The following is a 20,203-nucleotide window of genomic DNA, read 5'->3' as shown; positions in this document are numbered from 1 at the left end:
GCACCGTGACGGCGGTCGGCGGCCAGGGCACCACTGCCCCGGCCGCCGTCGCGGCGCGCCTGACGGGGGTCACCCAGCACTTCGGCGAGGCGTCGCGGCCGCCGGTGCTCGACCGCATCGACCTCACCGTCGCGCCCGGCGAGTTCGTCTGCCTGCTCGGGGCGTCCGGCTGCGGCAAGTCGACCCTGCTCTCGCTGGTGGCCGGGCTCGACAAGCCGGTCTCCGGCACCGTCGAGGTGCCCGGTGGCCGGCCCGCGCTGATGTTCCAGGAGCCGGCCCTCTACCCGTGGCTGACCGCGGCCGGGAACGTCGAGCTGGCCCTGCGCCTGCGCGGCATCCCCCGCGCGGAGCGCCGCGACGAGGCGCAGCGCCTGCTCTCGCTCGTCCGGCTCGACGGCGCCGGCCCCAAGCGGGTGCACGAGCTGTCCGGCGGGATGCGGCAGCGCGTCGCCCTGGCCCGCGCGCTCGCCCAGGAGGGCGACCTGCTGCTCATGGACGAGCCGTTCGCCGCGCTCGACGCCATCACGCGGGACGTCCTGCACGAGGAGCTCACGCGCATCTGGACCGAGACCGGGATCGCAGTCATCTTCGTCACGCACAACGTCCGCGAGGCGGTCCGGCTCGGACAGCGGGTCGTCCTGCTCTCGTCGCGTCCCGGACGCGTCGCCCGCGAGTGGTCGGTGGATATCCCCCAGCCGCGACGCATCGAAGACCCCGACGTGTCCCGGCTCAGCGCCGAGATCACCGAGGACCTGCGACAGGAGATCGCCCGCCATGGCCACTGACACATCCGTCCCGGCGGCGACACAGCCGCGGCGCACGACGGACGACGACCTCGCCGCGGGGCTCGACGCCCTCGAGACCCCGATCGAGACGGCCCACACCTCGGCATGGGCTGCCGCGTGGCGCGCGATCTGGCCGGTGCTCGCCGCGCTCGGCGCGATCCTCGTCGTGTGGCAGGTGGCCTACCAGCTCGAGCTCAAGCCTCCGTACGCGCTGCCCAGCCCTGCGGACACGTGGCAGACGCTCCTGGGCACGATCCAGGACGGGTCGGCCTGGCGTGCGGTCACCCTCAGCGTGCAGCGGGCTGCGGTCGGCTTCGCGATGTCGGTCGTCGTCGGCGTGGCGATCGGGGTGTCGCTGGCCGCCTCCCCGCTGCTGCGGCGCGCGTTCGGCCCGATCATCACCGGCCTGCAGTCGCTGCCGTCGGTGGCCTGGGTGCCGGCGGCGATCATCTGGTTCCAGCTCACCGACGCGACCATGTACGCGGTCATCCTGCTCGGCGCCGTCCCGTCCATCGTCAACGGACTGCTCGCCGGGACCGACCAGGTGCCGCCGCTGTACCTGCGCGTGGGCCAGGTGCTCGGCGCCACCGGCTGGACGCGGATCCGCTTCGTGCTCCTGCCCGCCGCGCTGCCCGGCTTCCTCGGCGGGCTGAAGCAGGGCTGGGCGTTCGCGTGGCGCTCGCTCATGGCCGCCGAGCTGATCGTGCAGACCGGCCTCGGCACCGGGCTGGGTCAGATCCTCGACCTCGGCCGCGTGACCAGCGACATGTCCCTGGTCATCGCGTCGATCGGGCTCATCTTCCTGGTGGGCATCGTCATCGAGCTCGTGGTCTTCGCCCCCCTTGAGCGGCACGTGCTGCACTCCCGCGGACTGACCGGGCAGGCCTCCTCGCGCTAGCCGTCCGCGCGGCTCGGGAAGCACATGTCGCACCAGTGGTAGCCGGCAGGTCGGGCACCCACCGGCCACCGGTTGCGCGCAGCGATCTTCGACACCCACGCGCACGGGTGGTCCAGCGAGTGCGTCTCGCGCGTGCGCCGGTTGGCCAGCAGCCGCTCGCTGTCCGACGAGACCGTCACGCCGCACTCCGGCCGGCTGCCCAGCCGGTGGAAGCCGCCGAGGAACCCGCCCGCGAAGAACTCCTGCTCCGGCGTGAGGTCCAGGTCGGGGGGCACCAGGGACGACGGCACCTCGACGGCGAGGTTCGTCGCGAGCTCCGGCGGGAGGTACCGGGCGAAGAACATGGTCAGCAGGTCCGCGGTCGCCGCGGCGATCTCCGAGCACGAGCCGCTCCCCGGACGGCACGGGACGTCGATCTGGCTGCTCAGGTAGTCCCAGTGCTCACCCTCGTCGAACACGACCCGGTGCCGCGGCCGGTGCATCGCCTGCCACTGGGCCTCGGTGAGCTGGCTGAACAGGTCGAAGCCGAGGCCCCACATCAGCAGGGTCGGCATGTCGAGCAACGGCAGTGGGAACGGCTTAGCCCCGAACCAGTCCTGCCACCCGCCGCTCAGTCCGGCATAGGCACTGACCGGACGGCCGACGGCGAAGCGGGCACCGAGCATCGCCCCGAAGCTGTGCCCGACGACGCCGGTGGCCGGCGGCGGCAGGAGGACGTCGGCGTGCTCCCACCCGGAACGCGCCCACGTGAGCACCGCGTCGAGGGTGGCCTCGTCCGGATGACCCGGCACGGACGGGTTGTTGCCGCCCTCGTTGCCGGCCAGCCGGGGCACCACGACCACGTAGCCGCTGCGCGCCAGGAACGCCGGGATGAGGAACCACCGCAGGTAGTGGTCGGCATCCTGCTGGCAGTGCCCGTGCGCGAAGAGGATCAAGGGGTACCGGCCGCACCCCTCGAGGAGCGGTGCCGACTCCACGGCGCCGTCGAGGCTCGGGAAGAAGATGCGCAGGTCCACCGGCGCACCGTCCGCCGGCCCGAGCGAGCGGACCCCCCAGAACACGGGTGCGAGGGCCTGCGGCTGCCACCCGATGGGGCAGCTGGCCGGTGGTGGAACGGGGCTGTCGACCACGACACTCAGTCTGCACCGACGGTCAAGGCCGCCCCGACGCCCTCGTCGCCAGCACCAGCAGGTACTCGAACACGTACCGCCCCCGACCGGCGACCCCGCTGGTGTTCTCCCCCTCCGCGAACCCGAGCAGGTCACGCACCAGCCCCTCGGTCGCCTCGGCATCACCCTCAAGGGCGGCGAAGGTGGCGACGACCGGCGGGAAGTGCTGCCGGTAGAACGCGACAAGCTCCGCGGGCTCTCCGGTGAACCGTGCGGTGATCGAGCGGACCTCGGTCCACAGCCTGATGACCCCCGCGCCGAGGAGCCCCTCGACGACGACCGGATCACCCCAGTCGGTCGGCGACGGTCCGGGCGTCGGCGGGAGGTACCGGCCCAGGATCCGGAAGAACCGGCCCGGTCCCCCGTCGGGAGTCCAGCCGGCCAGCGCCAGCGTCCCGCCCGGTCGGCACACCCGCAGAAGCTCGCGCGCGGTCGCCTCGTGGTCCGGCGCGAACATGGCGCCGATGCAGGAGAGCACCTGGTCAAACTCACCGTCTTCGAACGGCAGGTGCTGCCCGTCTGCCTCCACCCAGGTCACCGCCAGGCCGGCGTCCTCGGCCCGGGTCCGCCCCACCGCGAGGAGCTCGGGCGTCGGGTCGGCGGCCACCACGTCGGCTCCCGTCCGCGCGGCCGGGAGCGTGGCGTTCCCCGTGCCGGCGCCCACATCGAGCACCCGCATCCCCGGACCGGTGCGTGCCGCCGCGACCAGGTCGACACCCAGGTCGGCGACGACCTCGGCGATCTTGTCGTAGTCCCCCAGTGCCCAGAGGGTCCGCGCCGGAACACTCATCTCCGCCTCCCGCTCGTCGTCCGTCCAGCGTGCGGCGCGCGTGCGGCACGAGGAAGTTCGACTTCAGGACTTCCCTGCGGCCCGCTCCGGGCGGACGCTCGAGGGGTGGAGGGGTACGGGCAGTACTGTCCCGTCGCACTGGGTGCGGAGGTGTTCGCCCAGCGGTGGACGCCCATCATCGTGCGCAACCTGATGGTCGGCTGCGTCCACTTCGGCCAGATCCTCGACGGCGCACCCGGCCTGGGGCGCAGTGTTCTTTCCCAGCGGCTGCGGCAGCTGGAACGTGACGGGGTGGTCGAGCGACGACGTTCGGGACGGCGGACCAGCTATCACCTGACCGCGGCGGGTACCGAGCTAGCGGACGTCTGCCTGGCCCTCGGCGCCTGGGCCGCCCGGTGGAGGGACGTCCAGCCCGAGCACCACGACCCGTACCTCGTGCTCTGGATGCTGGCCCGGCTCGTCGACCGGACGCAGCTCGGCCGGGCCCGCGTCGTCGTCCGCTTCGAGCTCACCGACGGCTCCGTGCCCGGCACGTACTGGGTGGTGGCCGGAGCCCACGAGACCGAGGTGTGCGCCACGGACCCGGGGTACGTCGAGGACGGGGTGGTCGTGACCGACGCGCAATGGCTCGTGCTGTGGCACACCGGCCAGGTCGGCCTCGGGCACGCGCAGCGCGCGGGCGGGATGGCGGTGACGGGACCTCCGTGGCTCGTGCGCACGCTCGCCGGCTGGGGTCGGCTGAGCCCGTTCGTCGACGTCAGCCGTGCCGGCTGACCCCGCGGCGGCGCGAGCTCACCGAAGCACGGACCGCGCGCGGTAGGCCGTCCCCTCGATGAGGTGCAGGCCGCGAGAGACCCGCGTGGGACCGTCCTTCTCCAGCCGCTCCGCCAGCCGGCGCGCCAAGGACGCGACCACCGGCAGCAGGATCGCGGCGATGAGGAACAGGCGGACGCGCCTGAACAGGAATGCCCACATGGTGACCTCCGGTCATCGGGGTGAGGTGCGGACCGTGCCTCAGAAGACGGGCTTGCCGCCGGTGACACCGAGGACGGTCCCGGACACGTACGACGCGGTCGAGTCGGCTGCGAGGAACACGAAGGCGGGGGCGACCTCCGCGGGCTGGCCGGCACGCCCGAGCGGGGTGTCGGCGCCGAACTTCTCGACCTTCTCGGGGAACTGGGTGGCGGGCTGCAGCGGGGTCCAGATCGGGCCCGGCGCCACGGCGTTCACCCGGATGCCGCGCGAGCCCACCTCGGCGGCCAGGTTGACCGTGAAGTTGTTGATGGCGGCTTTCGTCGACGCGTAGTCCAGCAGCGTCTCCGAGGGCTGGTACGCCTGGATGGACGAGTTGTTGAGGATCACAGCGCCCTCCCCCAGGTGCTCCAGCGCTGTCTGGGTGACCCAGAACAGCGCGTAGAGGTTCGTCTTGAACGTCCGGTCGAGATCGTCCGACGTGATGTCCGCGATCGACTCGCGACGAGCCATCTGGAACCCGGCGTTGTTCACCAGGATGTCGAGGCCACCGAGCTCGGTGACCGCCGTGGTCACGGCTCCGCGCGCGGACGACTCGTCGGTCAGGTCGGTCGGGATGAGCACGCACGTCCGTCCGGCCTGCTCCACCCACCGCCGGGTCTCGTCGGCGTCCGCCTGCTCCTCCGGCAGGTAGACCACGGCGACGTCGGCTCCCTCGCGGGCGAAGGCGAGCGCGACAGCCCGGCCGATGCCGGAGTCGCCGCCGGTGATGAGGGCCCGGCGATCGGTGAGCAGACCGTGCCCCTCGTAGCTCGACTCCCCGTGGTCGGGAGCGGGGCTCATCGGTGCGGTGAGGCCGGGCGGCTGCTGCTGCTGGGCGGGGAACTGCTGGTCCTGCTCGGTCACGTCTGCTCCTGCGGGGTAAGGCACCGTGCGCCGGCTGCTTCGGCACGGCCCATCGTCATCCCCCGCCCGCATGCGTGCATCCGGGGGATGCAGAGAGCGGCCCGCCGCACCGGCGGGCCGCTCTCCTGCACTGCGTCAGCGACGACGGCCCGAGCCCGCGACGATCGCCACTCCGATCGCGGCGAGGACGACCTGGAAGACCAGCTCGATCCAGTCGATGCCGTCGGTGGTCTGCACACCGACCAGGCCGGCGAGCCAGGTGCCCAGGAGGGCGGCGACGATGCCGACGATGATGGTGACGAGGATCGAGATGTTCTGCTTGCCTCGCACGAGCAGTCGGCCGAGGACGCCGATGATGGCGCCGATGATGATGGCGGAGATGATTCCTGCGGGGGTCATGGGGTGATCTCCTCGGTGTGTGAAAGGCGTCGGATCCGGCGCCGAGTGAATCTAGGGGCATTTCGACGGGTTCGCGCGCTGAAACGAAAGGCACCCACTCCGAGCGGCCGTCCGCGGGGCACCTGACCAGGCACTGCGTCTCCCGCCGCGCGCCGGCGCCGGACCCGTCCTACGCTCGCCTCTCGCAGAAGCCGCGACGAGGAGGTCGAGATGCACAGCGACGACAGGATCGTCCACGACACCGGTGACGACCGCCCGGTGATCCACGAGGTGGAGGTGGAGGTCGAGGAGACCGACGCCGAGAAGATCAAGGCCGACGGCATCGACGAGGAGAACGCCGAGCGCCGCTAGGCCTTCACGAGCGAGGCACCGCGCCCACGAGGGCTCGGTGCCTCGTTCTGTGCCCGGTGGTCGTCCTGCCCTTGCCGCTGGCACGCTGGCTCCATGGGCTCACCGGACGGCATCGTCGGCGTCTTCGACCGCGCTGCGGACACCTACGAGGCGGTCGGCGTCCCCTGGGCCGGGCCGATCGCGGCGCGGCTCGTCGCGGAGCTCGACGCCCGGCCCGGCGAGCGCGTGCTCGACGTCGGCTGCGGCCGCGGAGCAGCCCTCGGTCCGCTGGCCGAGGCGGTGGGAGCAGGCGGGTACGCCCTGGGCATCGACCTGGCGCCGCGGATGGTCGAGCTCGCCGCCCGCGACCTGGCCGGTCTTCCGCAGGCGGAGGTGCGGATCGGGGACGCCGGCGCGCCGGACCTGCCCCCGTCGTCCTTCGACGTCGTCGCGGCGAGCCTGGTCATCTTCTTCCTGCCCGACCCCGCCGCCGCGCTCAGGTCGTGGGCGGAGCTCCTGGTCAGCGGCGGGCGCCTCGGCGTGACGACCCTCGGCGAGAAGGACCCCGGGTGGACGGCCGTCGACCGGCTCTTCGAGCCGCACCTCCCCGCCGAGCTGGTCGCGGCACGCGCCCGCGGCCTGCGCGGTCCGTACTCGTCCGACGCGGGCATGGAGCGGCTGTTCTCCGAGGCGGGCCTGACGACGGTCAGAACCGTTCCGGACCAGGTCACCGCGGTGTTCCACGACCCCGAGCAGTTCCTGGCGTTCTCCTGGTCGCACGGCCAGCGGTCGATGTGGGAAGCGGTGCCGCAGGGCGACCACGCCCGCCTGCGCGAGGACGTGCTCGCCGAGATCGACCGGCAGCGCGACGCGACGGGTTCGGTGACGTTCGTGCAGGAGGTGCGGCACACGCTCGGCGTGCGGCCGTGACGCGTACGCCCGCAGTGAACCGCGGGACTATCGCGGACTTCTCGGTCGCTGTGCAGGACATGGACGAGGAGCCCCTGGACGCGTACTCCCGCACGGTCGTCGCCGTCGCCGAGTCGGTGCTGCCGAGCGTCGCCAGCCTGACCGTGCGGACCCCGCGCGGCACCGGCGCCGGGAGCGCGAGCGTGATCACCACCGACGGCTACCTGCTCACGAGCGCCCACGTCGTGGCAGGCGCCACGGGTGCCGAGGCGGCGTTCACCGACGGGACCACGGTGCGTGCGGATGTCGTCGGACGCGATCCCCTGTCGGACCTCGCCGTGCTGCTGACCCGCGGCGACGTGCCGGCGCCCGTGGTCCTGGGCGACGCGGCCGGGCTGCGGGTCGGGCAGCTGGTGATCGCGCTCGGCAACCCGCTCGGACTGGCTGGGAGCGTCACGGCCGGCATCGTCTCCGCGCTGGGCAGGTCGTTGCCGACGGCGGCCGGACGGGTGGTCGACGAGGTCGTGCAGACCGACGCCGCCCTCAACCCCGGCAACAGCGGCGGTGTCCTCGCCGACAGCGCCGGGCGCATGGTGGGCGTGAACACGGCGCTGGCGGGCATCGGGGTCGGCCTCGCGGTGCCGATCAACGCCACGACGCGGGAGATCATCACGACCCTGATGACGCACGGCCGGGTGCGCCGCGCGTGGCTGGGCATCGCCGGCACGCAGGTGCCCCTGCCGCCGCACCTCGCCGAGCGCCTCGGTTCACCGACCGGGCTGCAGATCTCCGGCGTCTCCCCCGGCAGCCCCGCGTCGCAGGCCGACCTGCACCGCGGGGACATCGTGGTCGAGCTCGACCGCAACCGCGTGGTGACGGCCACGGCCGTGCAGAAGCTCATGGTCGAGGACGCGATCGACCGGCGCATCGAGGTCACGGTCTGGCGCAACGGCGCACTCGTCGACGTGCTGGTCTTCCCCCGCGAGCTCGCGCTGCCCTGACGGAGCTGTTCGGTACCGCACAATCGTCGCGTGAGCGAGAACCGGCGTCCCCGTGACCGACCCCGTGCCACCCGCGCTCTCGCCCTGATCCTCGGACCGCTGCTCCTGGCCGCGGTCGTCGCCATGGTGCTCACGTGGCCACAGGGCTCCGACCCCGTCGGCCAGCGAGCCGGGCTGGTCGACGTGGACGTGGAGCACGTGACCGCGCAGGTCACCGGCACGCGGACCGAGCAGTGCGAGTCCACCATCGAGGACCGGCTGCCCGACGGAACGCAGCCGGACCGGGTGGAGTGCCTGCGCGTGCTCGCCACGGTCACCTCCGGGGCGCAGGCCGGGACGGACATCGAGGTGTGGGCCACCTCGACCATCACCGCCGGCGACGTGCCGGACGGGACACGGATCGTGGTCCAGCACTACCCCGCCGCCGACGGCGCCCCGGAGGCGTGGGCGTGGTCCGACTTCGCGCGCGGCGTGCCCCTGGCCACGCTCGCCCTCGCGTTCGTCCTGATCACCGCGCTGGTGGCGGGGTGGCGCGGGCTGCGCGCGATCGCGGGGCTGGTCATCGCCTTCGTCGTGCTCTGGCAGTACGTCCTGCCCGGGCTCATCGCCGGCGAGGACGCCGTGGTCCTCGCCCTCAGTGCGTCCGCCGTGATCATGGCGATCGTGCTCTACCTCGCCCACGGGTTCTCGCTGCGCACCAGCACCGCGCTGCTGGGCACCCTCACCGGGCTGGTCCTCGTCGGTGCGCTCGGGGCGCTCGGTGCGCACGCGGCGCACCTGTCGGGCGCGACCTCCGAGGAGGACTTCCGGCTGGCGGCCCTGCTCGGTGACAACGGCGCCTCCGCCCTGCGCGGGGTGTTCCTCTGCGGCGTCGTCCTGGCGGGCCTCGGCGTGCTCAACGACGTCACGATCACCCAGGCGTCGGCGGTCTGGGAGCTGCGCACCGCCGACCCCGGGGCGAGCTGGAGAGGTCTGTTCACCGGGGGGATGCGGATCGGGAGGGACCACATCGCCTCGACGATCTACACCATCGCGTTCGCCTACGCGGGGGCGTCGCTGCCCGTGCTGCTCCTGCTGCAGATCTACGGCCTGCCGCTGGCCCAGACGCTCACCGGCGGGGAGTTCGCGCAGGAGATCGTGCGGACCCTGGCCGGCGCCATGGGGCTCATCCTCGCCATCCCGTTCACCACCGCGATCGCCGCGCGTGTGGCGCTCGCCCAGCCCGCCGACAGCCTGCGCCCGGCGGCCGGGCACAGCCACGCGCACTAGCGGCCCCGGACGCAGGTGTCACGTCTCGGCGGGCTGTCCGGTCGAACGTGTGCCCGGCGCGCCGCCGGTCATCGACACCGGGAGGTCACGTCATGAAGATCGTCGTCGTCGGGGGGACCGGGCTGATCGGCTCGAAGCTCGTCGCGCTGCTCACCGCCCAGGGCCATGCGGCCGTCGCCGCCTCCCCCGGAACAGGCGTGAACACGCTCACCGGCGAGGGCCTGGCCGAGGCGCTGGTCGGCGCCGAGGTCGTGGTCGACGTGTCGAACTCGCCGTCGTTCGAGGCGGCGGCCGTCCTGGAGTTCTTCGAGACCTCCACGCGGAACCTGCTCGCGGCCGAGGCCGTCGCCGGGGTGCGGCATCACGTCGCTCTGTCGGTGGTGGGCACCGAGCGGCTGCCCGACAGCGGGTACTTCCGCGCCAAGATCGCGCAGGAGAAGCTCATCGAGAGCTCCTCGGTGCCGTACTCGCTGGTGCACGCCACCCAGTTCTTCGAGTTCGTCGCCGGGATCCTCGACGCCGCGACCGACGGCGCGACCGTCCGTCTGGCGCACGTGCTCATCCAGCCGATGGCCGCCGACGACGTGGCCGCCGCCCTGCTCGACGTCACCCTGGGCGAGCCGAGGAACGGGCGGGTCGAGGTCGCGGGACCCGAACGCTTCCGTCTCGACGAGCTCGGCCGCCGGTTCCTCGTCGAGCGGAGCGACCCGCGCGACGTGGTGACCGACCCCGGCGCGACGTACTTCGGCGCGGTGCTGGAGGAGGACACGCTCGTCCCGCTCGGCGACGCCCTGCTGGGCACCACGCGGCTCGGGGACTGGACGGCCCGGTGACCCCTAGCCTGTGACGGTGGCCAGCGACACTGCCGACAACACCGCCGCACCCGCCGCAGGGTGGAACGCGAACGTCCCGGACACCGACGTGAGCGCGTTCGAGGACGTGCGCCCGCGGCTGTTCGGCATCGCCTACCGGATGCTGGGCAGCGTCGCGGAGGCCGAGGACGTGGTGCAGGACGCCTGGCTGCGCTGGCAGGGCACGGACCGCCGCGGGGTGCGCAACCCCGCGGCGTTCCTCACCACCACGACCACGCGTCTCGCCATCAACGCGACGACCTCGGCGCACGCCCGTCGGGAGACCTACATCGGACCGTGGCTGCCCGAGCCGGTGGACACCAGCGCGGACCCCGCCCTCGGGGCCGAGCGGGCCGAGGCGCTCGAGACGGCCGTCCTGCTCCTCCTCGAGAAGCTCGGCCCGACGGAGCGAGCGGCGTACGTGCTGCGCGAGGCCTTCGGGTACTCCTACCGGGAGATCGCCGACGTCCTCGACGTCTCGGAGGGGAACGCGCGGCAGATCGCCCGCCGGGCGCGCGAGCACCTCGAGTCCGAGCGGTCTGCGCCGGCGTCACCGGCTCAGCAGCGCCGGCTCCTCGAGTCGTTCGTCGCGGCCGCGCGGGTCGGGGACCTGGACGGGCTGGAGCGCCTGCTCGTCGACGACGTCGTGGTCCGTCCCGACGGCGGCGGGGAGGTGCACGCCTCGCGCGTCGAGCTGGTCGGCGCCGCACGCACCGTGACCTTCCTCGACAACATCCTGCGCAAGTACTGGCAGGACTCCACCCTGCGGATCGTCGAGGCCAACGGCGGCACCGCGCTGCTGGTGACGGCGGCCGACGGGAGCCCGCAGGCGATCCTCACGCTCGACGGCTCCGCGCGCGGGATCGAGCGGGTGTTCATCCAGGTCAGCCCGAGCAAGATGCAGCGGTTCGCGCCGGCGGCCTGACATCTGTCACGTTCCGGCACGCTGCGCGGTCGAGAAGGTGTGACACACATGCAGAGGATCGTGATCGTCGGTGGCGGCTACGCGGGCTTCTACGCCGCCTGGAACCTGGAGAAGAAGCTGCGCCCGGACGAGGCGGAGATCACCGTCATCGACCCGCGCCCGTACATGACGTACCAGCCGTTCCTGCCCGAGGTGATGGCGGGGTCGGTCGAGGCCCGGCACGCCGCCGTCTCGCTGCGCAGGCACCTGCGCCGCTCCAAGGTGATCGCCGGCCAGGTGACCCGGGTGGAGCACGCACGTCGCACGCTGCGGTTCCGTCCCGCCGACGGGGACGACGTCGAGCTGGGCTACGACGTCATCGTGATCACCGCCGGCGCGGTCACCCGGAAGTTCCCCGTGCCGGGGATCGCCGAGCAGGCCATCGGCATGAAGCACGTCGAGGAGGCCGTCGCCATCCGCGACAAGCTGCTCACCGCCTTCGACCGCGCCTCGGTCCTGCCCCCCGGCCCGGAGCGGCAGCGCCTGCTGACCGTGACGTTCGTCGGCGGTGGCTTCTCCGGTGTCGAGGGGTTCGGCGAGCTGTTGTCGCTGGCCACCGCCCTGCTGGACTCGTACCCGGAGCTGACGCTCGCGGACCTGAGCTTCCACCTGGTCGAGGCCGCGGGCCGGATCCTGCCCGAGGTCACCGACGGCCCCGGACGCTGGGTGGTGCGCTCGCTCGAGGAGCGCGGCGCCCACGTGCACCTGAACACGCAGCTGGTCTCGGCCGTCGACGGGCACGTGGTGCTCTCCACCGGCCAGGAGTTCGACTCCGAGCTGATCGTGTGGAGCGCGGGCAACGCCGCCAACCCCGTGGTCGCCCAGCACACCGACCTCCCCGTCGACGAGCGCGGCTTCCTGCGGGTGCGGGCGGACCTCCGGATCGGCACCGAGGCCGCGACCGTCCCGGACGCCTGGGCCGCCGGGGACGACGCCGCAGTGCCGGACGTCGCCGCGGGGACGTCCGGCGCGCGCACCGTCCCGAACGCGCAGCACGCGGTGCGCCAGGGCAAGCACCTCGCCGCGAACATCACCGCGGTCCTGCGCGGGCGGGCACCGAAGGACTACGTGCACCAGAGCCTCGGGGTGGTCGCGACGCTCGGGCTCGGTCGCGGGGTGTTCCAGTACCGCCGGATCGTGATCACGGGCTTCCCGGCCTGGCTCCTGCACCGGGGCTATCACGTGCTCGCCGTCCCGACGTGGGAGCGCAAGGTCCGGGTGCTGGCGGTCTGGGTGGCGTCGTTCGTCTTCGGGCGGGACATCGTCTCGCTGGCGAGCGTCCAGCGGCCGCGCGAGGCCTTCGTCACCGGCGGGGTGCCGCGCCCGCGCTAGCCCGACGTCACGCCAGCGTGGCGACGACGACGGCCAGCGCCGGGACGCCCTCGCCGAGCGCGCTGAGCCAGAGCCGGCGCTCGGAGACGTACAGGACCAGGGCGAGGAGCACGTGGCTGGCGCACACGACGAGCACCAACGCCCGGCCCACCGCCGGGTCGCCGACGTGCAGGAGCAGGAGCCCGAGCAGCCCGGCCAGGCCGAAGCACAGGTTGTAGAAGCCGACGTTGACCGCCCACATGCGCACCGCCGGGACGTCCTGCGGCTCGATGAGGAAGATCGGGTACAGGGACGGGCGGTCGTGGAAGAAGGTCTCCAGGACCCACATGACGATGAGCACCAGCGAGACCAGCAGGGCGACGACCTGAGCGAACGCGTTCATGAGCGGACTCCTCAGCGGAGGGCGAGCTGCGGGACCGGGGTCCCGGGGAGCCGCCGGACAGCGGCGGTGCGACCGGTGAGGAGCAGGAGGAGCGCCTGGATGGGCCCCTCCACCGGCTGCCCCTCGCCTGCCGACCAGTCGATGTCGGTGGCGACGAGCCGGTGCCCCGCGAGGCGCCGGCGGGCGTGGAACGGGAACGACCGGCGCCACACGAGGGTCGCGGCCGCCGCAGCCGCCTCCGGTGGCATGGGGTGCACACGACCCAGCGGGACGACGATGTCCTGGGTGTGGACGAGGACGTCGAGCAGCGGGTCGACGTAGGTGGTGCCCACGGGGTGCCTGCGGGACCCGGTGAACCGGCGGTAGTCCTCGACGATCTGCGCCGTCGGGCGGTGGGACCAGCGCCTGGCCTCGGCGTCGATGGCACGGTCGAAGTCGCCCCGCGCTCGGACGAGCGACCGCAGGACGTCCGCCGGGGTCGCCTGCGGCGACGAGATCACGTGCGCGGCGACGTCGCGGACCGTCCACCCCGCGCAGAGTGACGGCGTCGCCCACGCGGCGTCGTCGAGCGTGGCCAGCAGAGACCCCAGCGCGGCGCGCTCGGAACCGACAGTGCGCCACACCTCGTCCCGGTCCATCCCGCGCCTCCGTTAGTACGGTACTCTGACGACATTAGACAGAGAGTCTGACCATCGTCAAGGAGTCTGTGTGACGTCCCCGCCCACCGTCGGTCTGCTGCTCTTCCTCCCCTACCGGGCCATGGAGGCGCGGGTGCTCGCTGCCCTCACCGAGGCCGGCTTCGACGACGTCACGCTCGCGCAGGCCCGGGTGTTCCAGCGGATCGGGCCGAACGGCACGCGCCTGACCGACCTGGCGGAGCAGGCCCAGGTGACCAAGCAGACCGCCGGTTTCCTGGTCGACCAGCTCGAGCGTGCCGGGTACGTCCGACGCGGCCCTGACCCCGCGGACGGGCGGGCGCGCCTGGTCCGGATCACGTCGCGCGGATCGGCCGCGCAGGCGGCCGCGGCGGAGGTCGTCGCCGAGGTCGAGGCCGAGTGGGAGAAGCACCTCGGGTCGCGGCGCATGGGCGCCCTGCGCGAGACCCTCGTCCGGCTCCGGGAGATCACGGACACCTACGCCTGACGTCCGACTTTCGCTCGGACGCCGAGCGCGGTAGGAACAAGGTGTCCCGCCACGACGGCGTGCGGGCATCGACGAGGACGGTCCGATGCGCAACGAGGTGCTGCTGATCGCGTACGCCGACCGCCTGGGCGGTGACCTGGCCGGGCTCACGCGGCTGCTGCGCGGCCCGCTGGCCGGCGCGTTCGGTGGCGTGCACGTGCTGCCGTTCTTCACCCCGTACGACGGTGCCGACGCAGGCTTCGATCCCGTGGACCACACGGCGGTCGACCCGCGTCTGGGCAGCTGGGACGACGTCCGCGAGCTCGGCCGGACGCACGACACCGTGGTCGACCTGATCGTCAACCACGTGTCCGCCGAGTCGGCCGCGTTCGCCGACGTCCGGGCACGCGGGGACTCCTCGCCGCACGCGGGCATGTTCCTCACCATGTCCTCGGTGTTCCCCGCCGGCGCCACCGAGGAGGACCTCACGCGGATCTACCGGCCGCGCCCCGGCCTGCCGTTCGCGCCGATCCGGCTCGGCGACCGGCTGCGCTTCGTGTGGACGACCTTCACGCCGCAGCAGATCGACATCGACGTGCGCTCGACCGCGGGGGCGGCCTACCTCACGTCGATCCTCGACGCCGTCGCCGCCGCCGGGGTCTCGCTCGTGCGCCTCGACGCCGTCGGCTACGCGGTGAAGACGCCCGGCACGACGTGCTTCATGACGCCGGAGACCTTCGCGTTCATCGAGGAGTTCACCGGGCAGGCACGGGCCCGCGGTGTCGACGTGCTGGTCGAGGTCCACTCGTACTTCCGCCGACAGATCGAGATCGGGCGCTCCGTCGACCTCGTCTACGACTTCGCCCTGCCCCCGCTGGTACTGCATGCCCTCTACACGGGAGACGGTTCCGTGCTCGCCCGCTGGATGGCCGAGCGCCCGGCCAACGCCGTGACGGTCCTGGACACCCACGACGGCATCGGCGTCATCGACGTAGGCCCGGACCAGACGGTCCAGCCGGGCGAGGCGCCGCGACCAGGCCTCCTGGACCCTGCGCAGATCGACGCGCTGGTGCACGGCATCCACGACCGCACCGGTGGTGCGTCGGAACGCGCCACCGGAGCAGCAGCCTCGAACCTCGACCTCTACCAGGTGAACTCGACGTTCTACGACGCGCTGGGGGGCGACGACCGCGCCTACCTGGCCGCCCGCGCGCTCCAGCTGTTCACCCCCGGGATCCCGCAGGTGTACTACGTGGGCGCTCTCGCGGGCGGCAACGACGTGGACCTGCTCGCACGCACGGGCGTCGGCCGGGACATCAACCGCCACCAGTACACGTCGGAGGAGGTCGACGCCGCCCTCACGCGGCCCGTCGTCGCCGCGCTGCTGGACCTGTGCCGGTTCCGGAACGCCCTGCCCGCGTTCGACGGCGGCGTCGAGGTCGATCTCGACGGCTCTGTGCTGCGGCTGACCCGCCGCGGGGTCGCCCGACCCGCCGCCACCGCGAGCCTCACTGTGGACCTCGCCGACAGCTCGACGACGATCGAGTGGACGACCGCGACGGGCGCGACCGGCCGCACGTCCGACCTGCTGGGGGCTCCCCCACGTGCCTAGCCGACCGCGGACGTCGCCGTGACCACGCCCGAGCCGATACTCACCGCGCGACGATGGCGCAGCCGACGGTCCGCAGCGGTCGCGGGCATCGTCTTCGGGGTCCTCCTCATCACCGCCCTCGTCATGATGCAGGTCGCGCTCGCGGGCGAGAGCCTCCAGTCCGTGGAGTCCGACCCCGGCCGCCAGGCGCTGATCCGGATCGGCCTGAACCTCGTGCCGTTCGCGGGCATCGCCTTCCTCTGGTTCATCGGTGTCGTCCGTGACCAGCTCGGAGACGTGGAGGACCGGCTCTTCTCCACCGTCTTCCTCGGCAGCGGCCTGCTGTTCCTGGCCATGCTCTTCCAGGGTGCGGTGACTGTGACGAGCCTGGTGCAGATGATCCCGAGCGAGAGCATCGACGAAGCGATCTGGACCTTCGGACGGGGTTCCACCCAGGCGCTCGTGTCGGTGTACGCGATGCGGATGGCCGCGGTGTTCACCCTCTCCGTGAGCACCGTGGCCCTCCGGACCGCTGCCGTCCCGCGGTGGGTCCCGTTCAGCGGGTACGCCGTCGCCCTGGTGCTCCTGCTGGTCGCCGGCACGTTCACGTGGGCACGTCTTCTGTTCCCGGCCTGGGTGCTGGTGCTGAGCGTCGCCATCCTGCTGACCCCGGCACGCGCCCGCGCCCCCGAGCCGGGCTGAGGTATCTCCGCACGCGTCGCGTGCCCCTGCTCTGCATGAGCGCCGCCGTGGAGTACGTCGGGTTGCTGGCATCGGCCGGCTCCCTGACGTTGTGGTGGCCGCAGGCGGTCCGCCTCTGGCGCCAACGGCACTCCCCGGCCGCGCTCGGGGGCATCTCGATCACCACCCAGGTGGTCCTCCTGGCGACGGAGAGCCTGTGGGCGGCGTATGCCGTGCTCACGGCCTCCTACTGGGTCGGGGTCCCGGCGATGGTCAACATCCCGCTGTCGCTCCTCGCGATCCGGCTGCTCCGCCGCGCCCGACGCGTCGTGCCCGCGGCCGAGCCGCTCCGGGCGCCAGCCGCGGGGGTTCCCGGGTGACCGCAGGCCTCGGGCCTCAGGCGATCGACCCGGCCTGCCGTGCCGCGGACTCCAGGCGCTCCCGGTAGGCCGGCCAGTCGATCGACGGGATGTTGGGGTCGTCAGGTCGGCCGCCCACGGCGCCGTCGATGAGCTCACGCACGATGTCGGCGTGCCCAGCGTGCCGGGCGGTCTCCACGCACATGTGCACGAGCATCTGGTGCAGCGTCACGCGGCTCTTGTCGCCCCACCACGGCACGTCACCGACGGCGTCGAGGGGCAGGGCCTCGATCGTCGCGTCGCTGTGCGCGGCCGAGTAGGTGTGCAGCGCGACGATCTCCTCGCGCGTCTCGTCCGGGGTCGCCCACATGTCGGCGTTCACCTCGGCGTCGTCGGCGAACCAGGGCAGCTCGCGGTCCGGCGGGCGGGCGAAGACCTCCCCGAAGTAGCCGAGCTCGACGCTGGCCACGTGCTTGACGAGGCCGAGCAGGTTGGTGCCGGTCGACGTCATGGGCCGTCGGACCTGGTACTCGTCCAGGCCGTCGAGCTTGCTCAGCAGGCTGGCGCGCTGCGTCCGCAGGTAGCGGTGCAGGGTCTCCTTGTCGTCCATCCCGCCACTATGCCGTGCGGCGCGAGGGGGCTGCGAGCGATCTGCGAGCGGCCGTCTGCACCCTGGGGTCATCGCAGACCGCACCCGACCGGGAGGAACCATGAGCACGACCACGCAGACCAGCACCGCCGGCATGACCGACCTGTTCGAGACGCCCGCCTCCGACGCCGACGTGGAGGTGTTCTCGACGCGCGTCGTCGCGGCCACCCTCGGCGCCATGGAGGTCCTCGCGCTCCATCTGGGCCGCACGCTCGGCTGGTACCAGGCGCTGATCGACGAGGGACCGCTCACGTCCGTCGAGCTCGCGCACCGCACCGGCACCCAGGAGCGCTACGCCCGGGAGTGGCTCGAGCAGCAGGCGGTCACCGGCTACCTGCTGGTCGACGACGACACCGCCGCGCCCACGGAGCGCCGGTTCCACGTCGCCCCCGGAGCCGTCGAGGTGCTCACCGACGCGGACAGCCCAGCGCACACCGCCCCGCTGGCCGGGTTCGCGGTGGCGGCCGGCCGGCGGTTCGACGACTTCGTCGAGGCGTACCGGCACGGCGGCGGCGTCAGCTGGGCCCAGCTGGGACCCGACGCCCGGTCCGCGCAGGCCGCGTTCAACCGGCCCCTGTTCCTGCACCAGCTCGCGCAGGAGATCGTGCCCGCGCTGCCCGAGCTCCACTCGCGCCTGCTCGGCTCCGCTCGGGTGGCGGACATCGGCAGCGGGGAGGGCTGGTCGACCATCGGGCTCGCCCGCGGGTTCGTGTCCGCGACGTTCGAGGGGTTCGACGTCGACGAGCCGTCCGTGACGGCTGCGCGTCGGCACGCGAGCGCGCACGGCGTCGACGACCGGGTCACGTTCTCGACCGTCGACGCCGCCGACCTGCGCGAGTCCCGGTCCGGGGAGTTCGACGTGGTGATGGCGTACGAGTGCGTGCACGACATGCCCGACCCCGTCGGCGTCCTCTCGGCGATGCGGGAGATGGTCCGCGACGACGGGTACGTCCTCGTCATGGACGAGCGCGCCGCCGAGACGTTCGCCGCGCCGGGCGACCTGACCGAGCGCCTGCTGTACGGGTTCTCGATCCTGTGCTGCCTGCCCGACGGGCTGTCGACGCCGGGCGGCGTGGGCACGGGGACGGTCATGCGTCCGAGCGTGCTCGCGGACTACGCCAGGGCGGCGGGGTTCTCGGCCGTCGAGATCCTCCCGGTGGAGCACGACTTCTTCCGCTTCTACCGCCTCCGGCTCTAGCGGCCTCAGGTGCGACGGGCCGGTGGTGGTGACGCAGCCTCCACCGGCTCGGAGCCCACCGGGAGCGTGGGGATCAGGCGGGAGAAGTAGAGCGCGAGCGCGGCCACGATCGCCAGCACCGCGAGGCTCGCCCGCAGCGCGTCGATCCGGGCCGCAGCGTTCTCCTCGGTGATCGCCGTGACCTCGTCCGGCGGGAGCCCGGCCTCGTCGAGCGCGGTCTGCAGCTGGGCGTCGGACACGAACGGCACGCCCCCGGCCAGCTGCACCTGCGCCGTGGCCGTGACCTCCGCGCTGACCTGCGGGTTGTCGCCGAGCCCGGTCAGGAGCGTCGACGTCAGCGTGACGATGAGGATGGAGCCCGCCACCGCGGTGCCGAGCGACGCGCCCAGGTTGGTCATCGTGTTCTGCACGCCGCCCACGTCACCGCTGAGTTCGTCCGGCACCGCCGAGACGGTGACCGCGCCCAGCTGCGACGCGAGCGCGCCGACCCCGAACCCGGCGAGCAGGAGCGGGACCGTGACGATCTCCGCACCGGCGCCCACCTCGAGCGCGCCCATGAGCACGACGATGCCGACCAGCAACGACGCGAGGCCCCAGCGCACCACCTCGCGCGGCGAGGCCCGGGGGAAGAACCGCGGGATCCCGACCGCCGCGATCAGGAGCGACACGGACAGCGGCAGGAGTCGCGCACCGGTCTGGAGCGCCGTCAGGCCGAGGGAGATGGACAGGAACAGCGGCACGACGAAGAAGAGACCCGCCTGGATCATGAACTGGAAGAAGAACATCGTCAGCCCGCCGACGAGCCGGGCGTTGCGGAGCAGGTCCAGACGGAGCAGCGGCTCCCGGCCTGCCGCGGCGACGTGCTGCTCCCACGCGACGAACAGGCGGAGCACGACGAGGCCGGCCAGGACCAGCCACACCGTCGGTGACAGCCCCACCCAGGACGGCCCGCCGGGGCGCGTGAGCACCCATCCCCACTCCCCCGAGCGGAGCACGCCGAACACGCCGAGCCCGAGACCGAGGGCCGACAGGGCGGAGCCGACGAGGTCGAGGCGGAACCTCTCCTCCGGCTCGGCGTCGGCGATCCTGCGGGTGAGCGCCAGGATGCCGACGACCAGGACGACCTCCCCGGCGAACACGTAGCGCCAGGTCCAGTACGTGGTGACGAACCCGCCGATCAGCGGCCCCGCGGCCACGGCGATCGCGCCGGCCGAGGCGACCAGTCCGTACGCCCTCGGGCGGTCGGCGGTGCCGAAGTTGGAGGCGACCAGCGCGACGATCGCCGGCATGATCAGCGCCGCGCCCAGCCCCTCGAGCACCGACCAGCCGAGGATCAGCACCGGCAGGCTCTGGGCGATCGAGGTGACGAACGAGCCGCAGGCGTAGATGACGCAGCCGATGGCGAACGCCCTCCGCCGGCCGATCAGGCTCCCGATCTTCCCGCCCGTGATCATCATCGTCGCCATGACGAGCGTGTAGAGCGTGATCGCGGTCTGGATCCCGGTCACGGTCGTCCCGACGTCCGCGGCGACCTGCGCGATGGACACGTTCATCACCGAGCTGTCCAGCGTCATGAGGAACTGCGCGGTGGCGAGCGTGAACAGGACCAGTCCCGCTGCCCCGCGGGTGCGAGAGGCCATCGGCCA

At 72.8% G+C, this 20,203-nt stretch carries 24 protein-coding genes; 15 read left to right on the top strand and 9 right to left on the bottom strand.

Annotated features, from left to right (window positions below):
- Positions 1 to 59 precede the first annotated feature (59 nt).
- Together ASD18_RS15745 and ASD18_RS15740 are read left to right on the top strand one after the other, a co-directional pair.
- Positions 60 to 785 carry an ABC transporter ATP-binding protein gene (locus ASD18_RS15745; RefSeq protein ID WP_235522449.1) on the top strand — a complete coding sequence of 242 codons (726 nt, stop codon included), beginning with the start codon at positions 60 to 62 and terminating at the stop codon, positions 783 to 785.
- Positions 775 to 1,683 carry an ABC transporter permease gene (locus ASD18_RS15740; RefSeq protein ID WP_056094185.1) on the top strand — a complete coding sequence of 303 codons (909 nt, stop codon included), beginning with the start codon at positions 775 to 777 and terminating at the stop codon, positions 1,681 to 1,683. The genes ASD18_RS15745 and ASD18_RS15740 overlap by 11 nt, the downstream gene beginning before the upstream one ends.
- Here the strand turns inward: ASD18_RS15740 and ASD18_RS15735 are convergent.
- Together ASD18_RS15735 and ASD18_RS15730 are read right to left on the bottom strand one after the other, a co-directional pair.
- Complete coding sequence (locus ASD18_RS15735; protein WP_056094182.1) at positions 1,680 to 2,813, bottom strand: alpha/beta hydrolase; 1,134 nt, start codon at positions 2,811 to 2,813, stop codon at positions 1,680 to 1,682. The two genes, ASD18_RS15740 and ASD18_RS15735, sit on opposite strands and share 4 nt — an antisense overlap.
- A 22-nt stretch (positions 2,814 to 2,835) precedes the next feature.
- Positions 2,836 to 3,642, bottom strand: coding sequence for a class I SAM-dependent methyltransferase (locus ASD18_RS15730; RefSeq protein WP_056094180.1), 807 nt, complete (start codon positions 3,640 to 3,642; stop codon positions 2,836 to 2,838).
- A 105-nt stretch (positions 3,643 to 3,747) separates the two neighbouring features.
- Here ASD18_RS15730 and ASD18_RS15725 point away from each other — a divergent pair, with 105 nt between their 5' ends.
- Positions 3,748 to 4,416 (top strand): helix-turn-helix domain-containing protein, encoded by a 669-nt coding sequence (locus ASD18_RS15725; protein WP_056094176.1) that lies wholly within the window; start codon positions 3,748 to 3,750, stop codon positions 4,414 to 4,416.
- Between the two features lie 18 nt (positions 4,417 to 4,434).
- Here the strand turns inward: ASD18_RS15725 and ASD18_RS15720 are convergent, their stop codons facing one another.
- The 3 genes from ASD18_RS15720 to ASD18_RS15710 form a co-directional block, all read right to left on the bottom strand.
- Positions 4,435 to 4,617, bottom strand: a complete 183-nt coding sequence (locus ASD18_RS15720; protein ID WP_056094174.1) for a hypothetical protein — start codon at positions 4,615 to 4,617, stop codon at positions 4,435 to 4,437.
- Between the two features lie 39 nt (positions 4,618 to 4,656).
- Entirely contained in the window at positions 4,657 to 5,457 is an 801-nt protein-coding gene (locus tag ASD18_RS15715; protein WP_235522448.1) for an SDR family oxidoreductase, read from the bottom strand.
- Positions 5,458 to 5,655: 198 nt separating this feature from the next.
- Positions 5,656 to 5,919: a GlsB/YeaQ/YmgE family stress response membrane protein gene (locus ASD18_RS15710; RefSeq protein ID WP_056094167.1), complete on the bottom strand. Its 264-nt coding sequence runs from the start codon at positions 5,917 to 5,919 to the stop codon at positions 5,656 to 5,658.
- A gap of 210 nt (positions 5,920 to 6,129) precedes the next feature.
- On the opposite strand from ASD18_RS15710, the gene ASD18_RS21090 reads away from it, so the two are divergent.
- The 7 genes from ASD18_RS21090 to ASD18_RS15680 all read left to right on the top strand — a co-directional run bounded on the left by ASD18_RS21090 (position 6,130) and on the right by ASD18_RS15680 (position 12,575).
- Positions 6,130 to 6,270, top strand: coding sequence for a hypothetical protein (locus ASD18_RS21090; protein WP_156388039.1), 141 nt, complete (start codon positions 6,130 to 6,132; stop codon positions 6,268 to 6,270).
- A gap of 93 nt (positions 6,271 to 6,363) precedes the next feature.
- The gene (locus tag ASD18_RS15705; RefSeq protein WP_056094163.1) at positions 6,364 to 7,179 is read left to right on the top strand and encodes a class I SAM-dependent methyltransferase; all 816 of its coding nucleotides are present in this window, start codon (positions 6,364 to 6,366) and stop codon (positions 7,177 to 7,179) included.
- Between the two features lie 59 nt (positions 7,180 to 7,238).
- Positions 7,239 to 8,159, top strand: a complete 921-nt coding sequence (locus tag ASD18_RS15700; protein WP_056094160.1) for a S1C family serine protease — start codon at positions 7,239 to 7,241, stop codon at positions 8,157 to 8,159.
- A 30-nt stretch (positions 8,160 to 8,189) separates the two neighbouring features.
- Positions 8,190 to 9,428, top strand: a complete 1,239-nt coding sequence (locus ASD18_RS15695) for a YibE/F family protein (protein ID WP_056094157.1) — start codon at positions 8,190 to 8,192, stop codon at positions 9,426 to 9,428.
- A 92-nt stretch (positions 9,429 to 9,520) separates the two neighbouring features.
- Complete coding sequence (locus ASD18_RS15690) at positions 9,521 to 10,261, top strand: SDR family oxidoreductase (RefSeq protein WP_056094155.1); 741 nt, start codon at positions 9,521 to 9,523, stop codon at positions 10,259 to 10,261.
- A 16-nt stretch (positions 10,262 to 10,277) separates the two neighbouring features.
- Positions 10,278 to 11,204: an RNA polymerase sigma-70 factor gene (locus ASD18_RS15685; protein ID WP_235522428.1), complete on the top strand. Its 927-nt coding sequence runs from the start codon at positions 10,278 to 10,280 to the stop codon at positions 11,202 to 11,204.
- Positions 11,205 to 11,252: 48 nt separating this feature from the next.
- Positions 11,253 to 12,575, top strand: a complete 1,323-nt coding sequence (locus tag ASD18_RS15680) for an NAD(P)/FAD-dependent oxidoreductase (protein ID WP_056094151.1) — start codon at positions 11,253 to 11,255, stop codon at positions 12,573 to 12,575.
- Positions 12,576 to 12,582: 7 nt separating this feature from the next.
- Here ASD18_RS15680 and ASD18_RS15675 read toward each other — a convergent pair whose 3' ends face one another.
- Together ASD18_RS15675 and ASD18_RS15670 are read right to left on the bottom strand one after the other, a co-directional pair.
- Positions 12,583 to 12,957 (bottom strand): DUF1304 family protein, encoded by a 375-nt coding sequence (locus tag ASD18_RS15675; RefSeq protein ID WP_056094148.1) that lies wholly within the window; start codon positions 12,955 to 12,957, stop codon positions 12,583 to 12,585.
- A gap of 11 nt (positions 12,958 to 12,968) precedes the next feature.
- On the bottom strand, positions 12,969 to 13,595 hold the full coding sequence (locus ASD18_RS15670) for a maleylpyruvate isomerase family mycothiol-dependent enzyme (RefSeq protein WP_056094144.1): 627 nt from the start codon (positions 13,593 to 13,595) through the stop codon (positions 12,969 to 12,971).
- Between the two features lie 70 nt (positions 13,596 to 13,665).
- On the opposite strand from ASD18_RS15670, the gene ASD18_RS15665 reads away from it, so the two are divergent.
- The 4 genes from ASD18_RS15665 (at position 13,666) to ASD18_RS15650 (ending at position 16,731) form a co-directional block, all read left to right on the top strand.
- Positions 13,666 to 14,100, top strand: coding sequence for a MarR family winged helix-turn-helix transcriptional regulator (locus ASD18_RS15665; protein WP_235522427.1), 435 nt, complete (start codon positions 13,666 to 13,668; stop codon positions 14,098 to 14,100).
- An 85-nt stretch (positions 14,101 to 14,185) separates the two neighbouring features.
- Positions 14,186 to 15,691 carry a sucrose phosphorylase gene (gene gtfA / locus ASD18_RS15660; RefSeq protein ID WP_056094141.1) on the top strand — a complete coding sequence of 502 codons (1,506 nt, stop codon included), beginning with the start codon at positions 14,186 to 14,188 and terminating at the stop codon, positions 15,689 to 15,691.
- An 18-nt stretch (positions 15,692 to 15,709) separates the two neighbouring features.
- On the top strand, positions 15,710 to 16,372 hold the full coding sequence (locus ASD18_RS15655; protein WP_056094139.1) for a hypothetical protein: 663 nt from the start codon (positions 15,710 to 15,712) through the stop codon (positions 16,370 to 16,372).
- A 35-nt stretch (positions 16,373 to 16,407) separates the two neighbouring features.
- Entirely contained in the window at positions 16,408 to 16,731 is a 324-nt protein-coding gene (locus ASD18_RS15650; protein WP_156388038.1) for a hypothetical protein, read from the top strand.
- A 16-nt stretch (positions 16,732 to 16,747) separates the two neighbouring features.
- Here ASD18_RS15650 and ASD18_RS15645 read toward each other — a convergent pair whose 3' ends face one another.
- On the bottom strand, positions 16,748 to 17,320 hold the full coding sequence (locus ASD18_RS15645) for a DinB family protein (protein ID WP_056094129.1): 573 nt from the start codon (positions 17,318 to 17,320) through the stop codon (positions 16,748 to 16,750).
- 100 nt (positions 17,321 to 17,420) lie between these two features.
- On the opposite strand from ASD18_RS15645, the gene ASD18_RS15640 reads away from it, so the two are divergent.
- Positions 17,421 to 18,557 carry a bifunctional 2-polyprenyl-6-hydroxyphenol methylase/3-demethylubiquinol 3-O-methyltransferase UbiG gene (locus ASD18_RS15640; protein WP_235522426.1) on the top strand — a complete coding sequence of 379 codons (1,137 nt, stop codon included), beginning with the start codon at positions 17,421 to 17,423 and terminating at the stop codon, positions 18,555 to 18,557.
- A gap of 5 nt (positions 18,558 to 18,562) precedes the next feature.
- Here ASD18_RS15640 and ASD18_RS15635 read toward each other — a convergent pair whose 3' ends face one another.
- Positions 18,563 to 20,197 carry an MFS transporter gene (locus ASD18_RS15635; RefSeq protein WP_056094126.1) on the bottom strand — a complete coding sequence of 545 codons (1,635 nt, stop codon included), beginning with the start codon at positions 20,195 to 20,197 and terminating at the stop codon, positions 18,563 to 18,565.
- Positions 20,198 to 20,203: the final 6 nt, after the last annotated feature.

It is taken from the genome of Cellulomonas sp. Root137, from assembly GCF_001426725.1.
Classification (GTDB): Bacteria; Actinomycetota; Actinomycetes; order Actinomycetales; family Cellulomonadaceae; genus Cellulomonas.
This window is presented reverse-complemented; position numbering and strand designations above follow the sequence as displayed.

Excerpts from the sequence above, each read along its gene's own strand:
- ASD18_RS15645 (WP_056094129.1), bottom strand. The coding sequence starts at position 17,320 with ATGGACGACAAGGAGACCCTGCACCGCTACCTGCGGACGCAGCGCGCC.
- ASD18_RS21090 (WP_156388039.1), top strand. The coding sequence starts at position 6,130 with ATGCACAGCGACGACAGGATCGTCCACGACACCGGTGACGACCGCCCG.
- ASD18_RS15710 (WP_056094167.1), bottom strand. The coding sequence starts at position 5,919 with ATGACCCCCGCAGGAATCATCTCCGCCATCATCATCGGCGCCATCATC.
- ASD18_RS15690 (WP_056094155.1), top strand. The coding sequence starts at position 9,521 with ATGAAGATCGTCGTCGTCGGGGGGACCGGGCTGATCGGCTCGAAGCTC.
- gtfA (WP_056094141.1), top strand. The coding sequence starts at position 14,186 with ATGCGCAACGAGGTGCTGCTGATCGCGTACGCCGACCGCCTGGGCGGT.
- ASD18_RS15705 (WP_056094163.1), top strand. The coding sequence starts at position 6,364 with ATGGGCTCACCGGACGGCATCGTCGGCGTCTTCGACCGCGCTGCGGAC.
- ASD18_RS15700 (WP_056094160.1), top strand. The coding sequence starts at position 7,239 with ATGGACGAGGAGCCCCTGGACGCGTACTCCCGCACGGTCGTCGCCGTC.
- ASD18_RS15740 (WP_056094185.1), top strand. The coding sequence starts at position 775 with ATGGCCACTGACACATCCGTCCCGGCGGCGACACAGCCGCGGCGCACG.
- ASD18_RS15650 (WP_156388038.1), top strand. The coding sequence starts at position 16,408 with ATGAGCGCCGCCGTGGAGTACGTCGGGTTGCTGGCATCGGCCGGCTCC.
- ASD18_RS15730 (WP_056094180.1), bottom strand. The coding sequence starts at position 3,642 with ATGAGTGTTCCGGCGCGGACCCTCTGGGCACTGGGGGACTACGACAAG.
- ASD18_RS15680 (WP_056094151.1), top strand. The coding sequence starts at position 11,253 with ATGCAGAGGATCGTGATCGTCGGTGGCGGCTACGCGGGCTTCTACGCC.
- ASD18_RS15635 (WP_056094126.1), bottom strand. The coding sequence starts at position 20,197 with ATGGCCTCTCGCACCCGCGGGGCAGCGGGACTGGTCCTGTTCACGCTC.
- ASD18_RS15640 (WP_235522426.1), top strand. The coding sequence starts at position 17,421 with ATGAGCACGACCACGCAGACCAGCACCGCCGGCATGACCGACCTGTTC.
- ASD18_RS15675 (WP_056094148.1), bottom strand. The coding sequence starts at position 12,957 with ATGAACGCGTTCGCTCAGGTCGTCGCCCTGCTGGTCTCGCTGGTGCTC.
- ASD18_RS15715 (WP_235522448.1), bottom strand. The coding sequence starts at position 5,457 with ATGAGCCCCGCTCCCGACCACGGGGAGTCGAGCTACGAGGGGCACGGT.
- ASD18_RS15720 (WP_056094174.1), bottom strand. The coding sequence starts at position 4,617 with ATGTGGGCATTCCTGTTCAGGCGCGTCCGCCTGTTCCTCATCGCCGCG.
- ASD18_RS15670 (WP_056094144.1), bottom strand. The coding sequence starts at position 13,595 with ATGGACCGGGACGAGGTGTGGCGCACTGTCGGTTCCGAGCGCGCCGCG.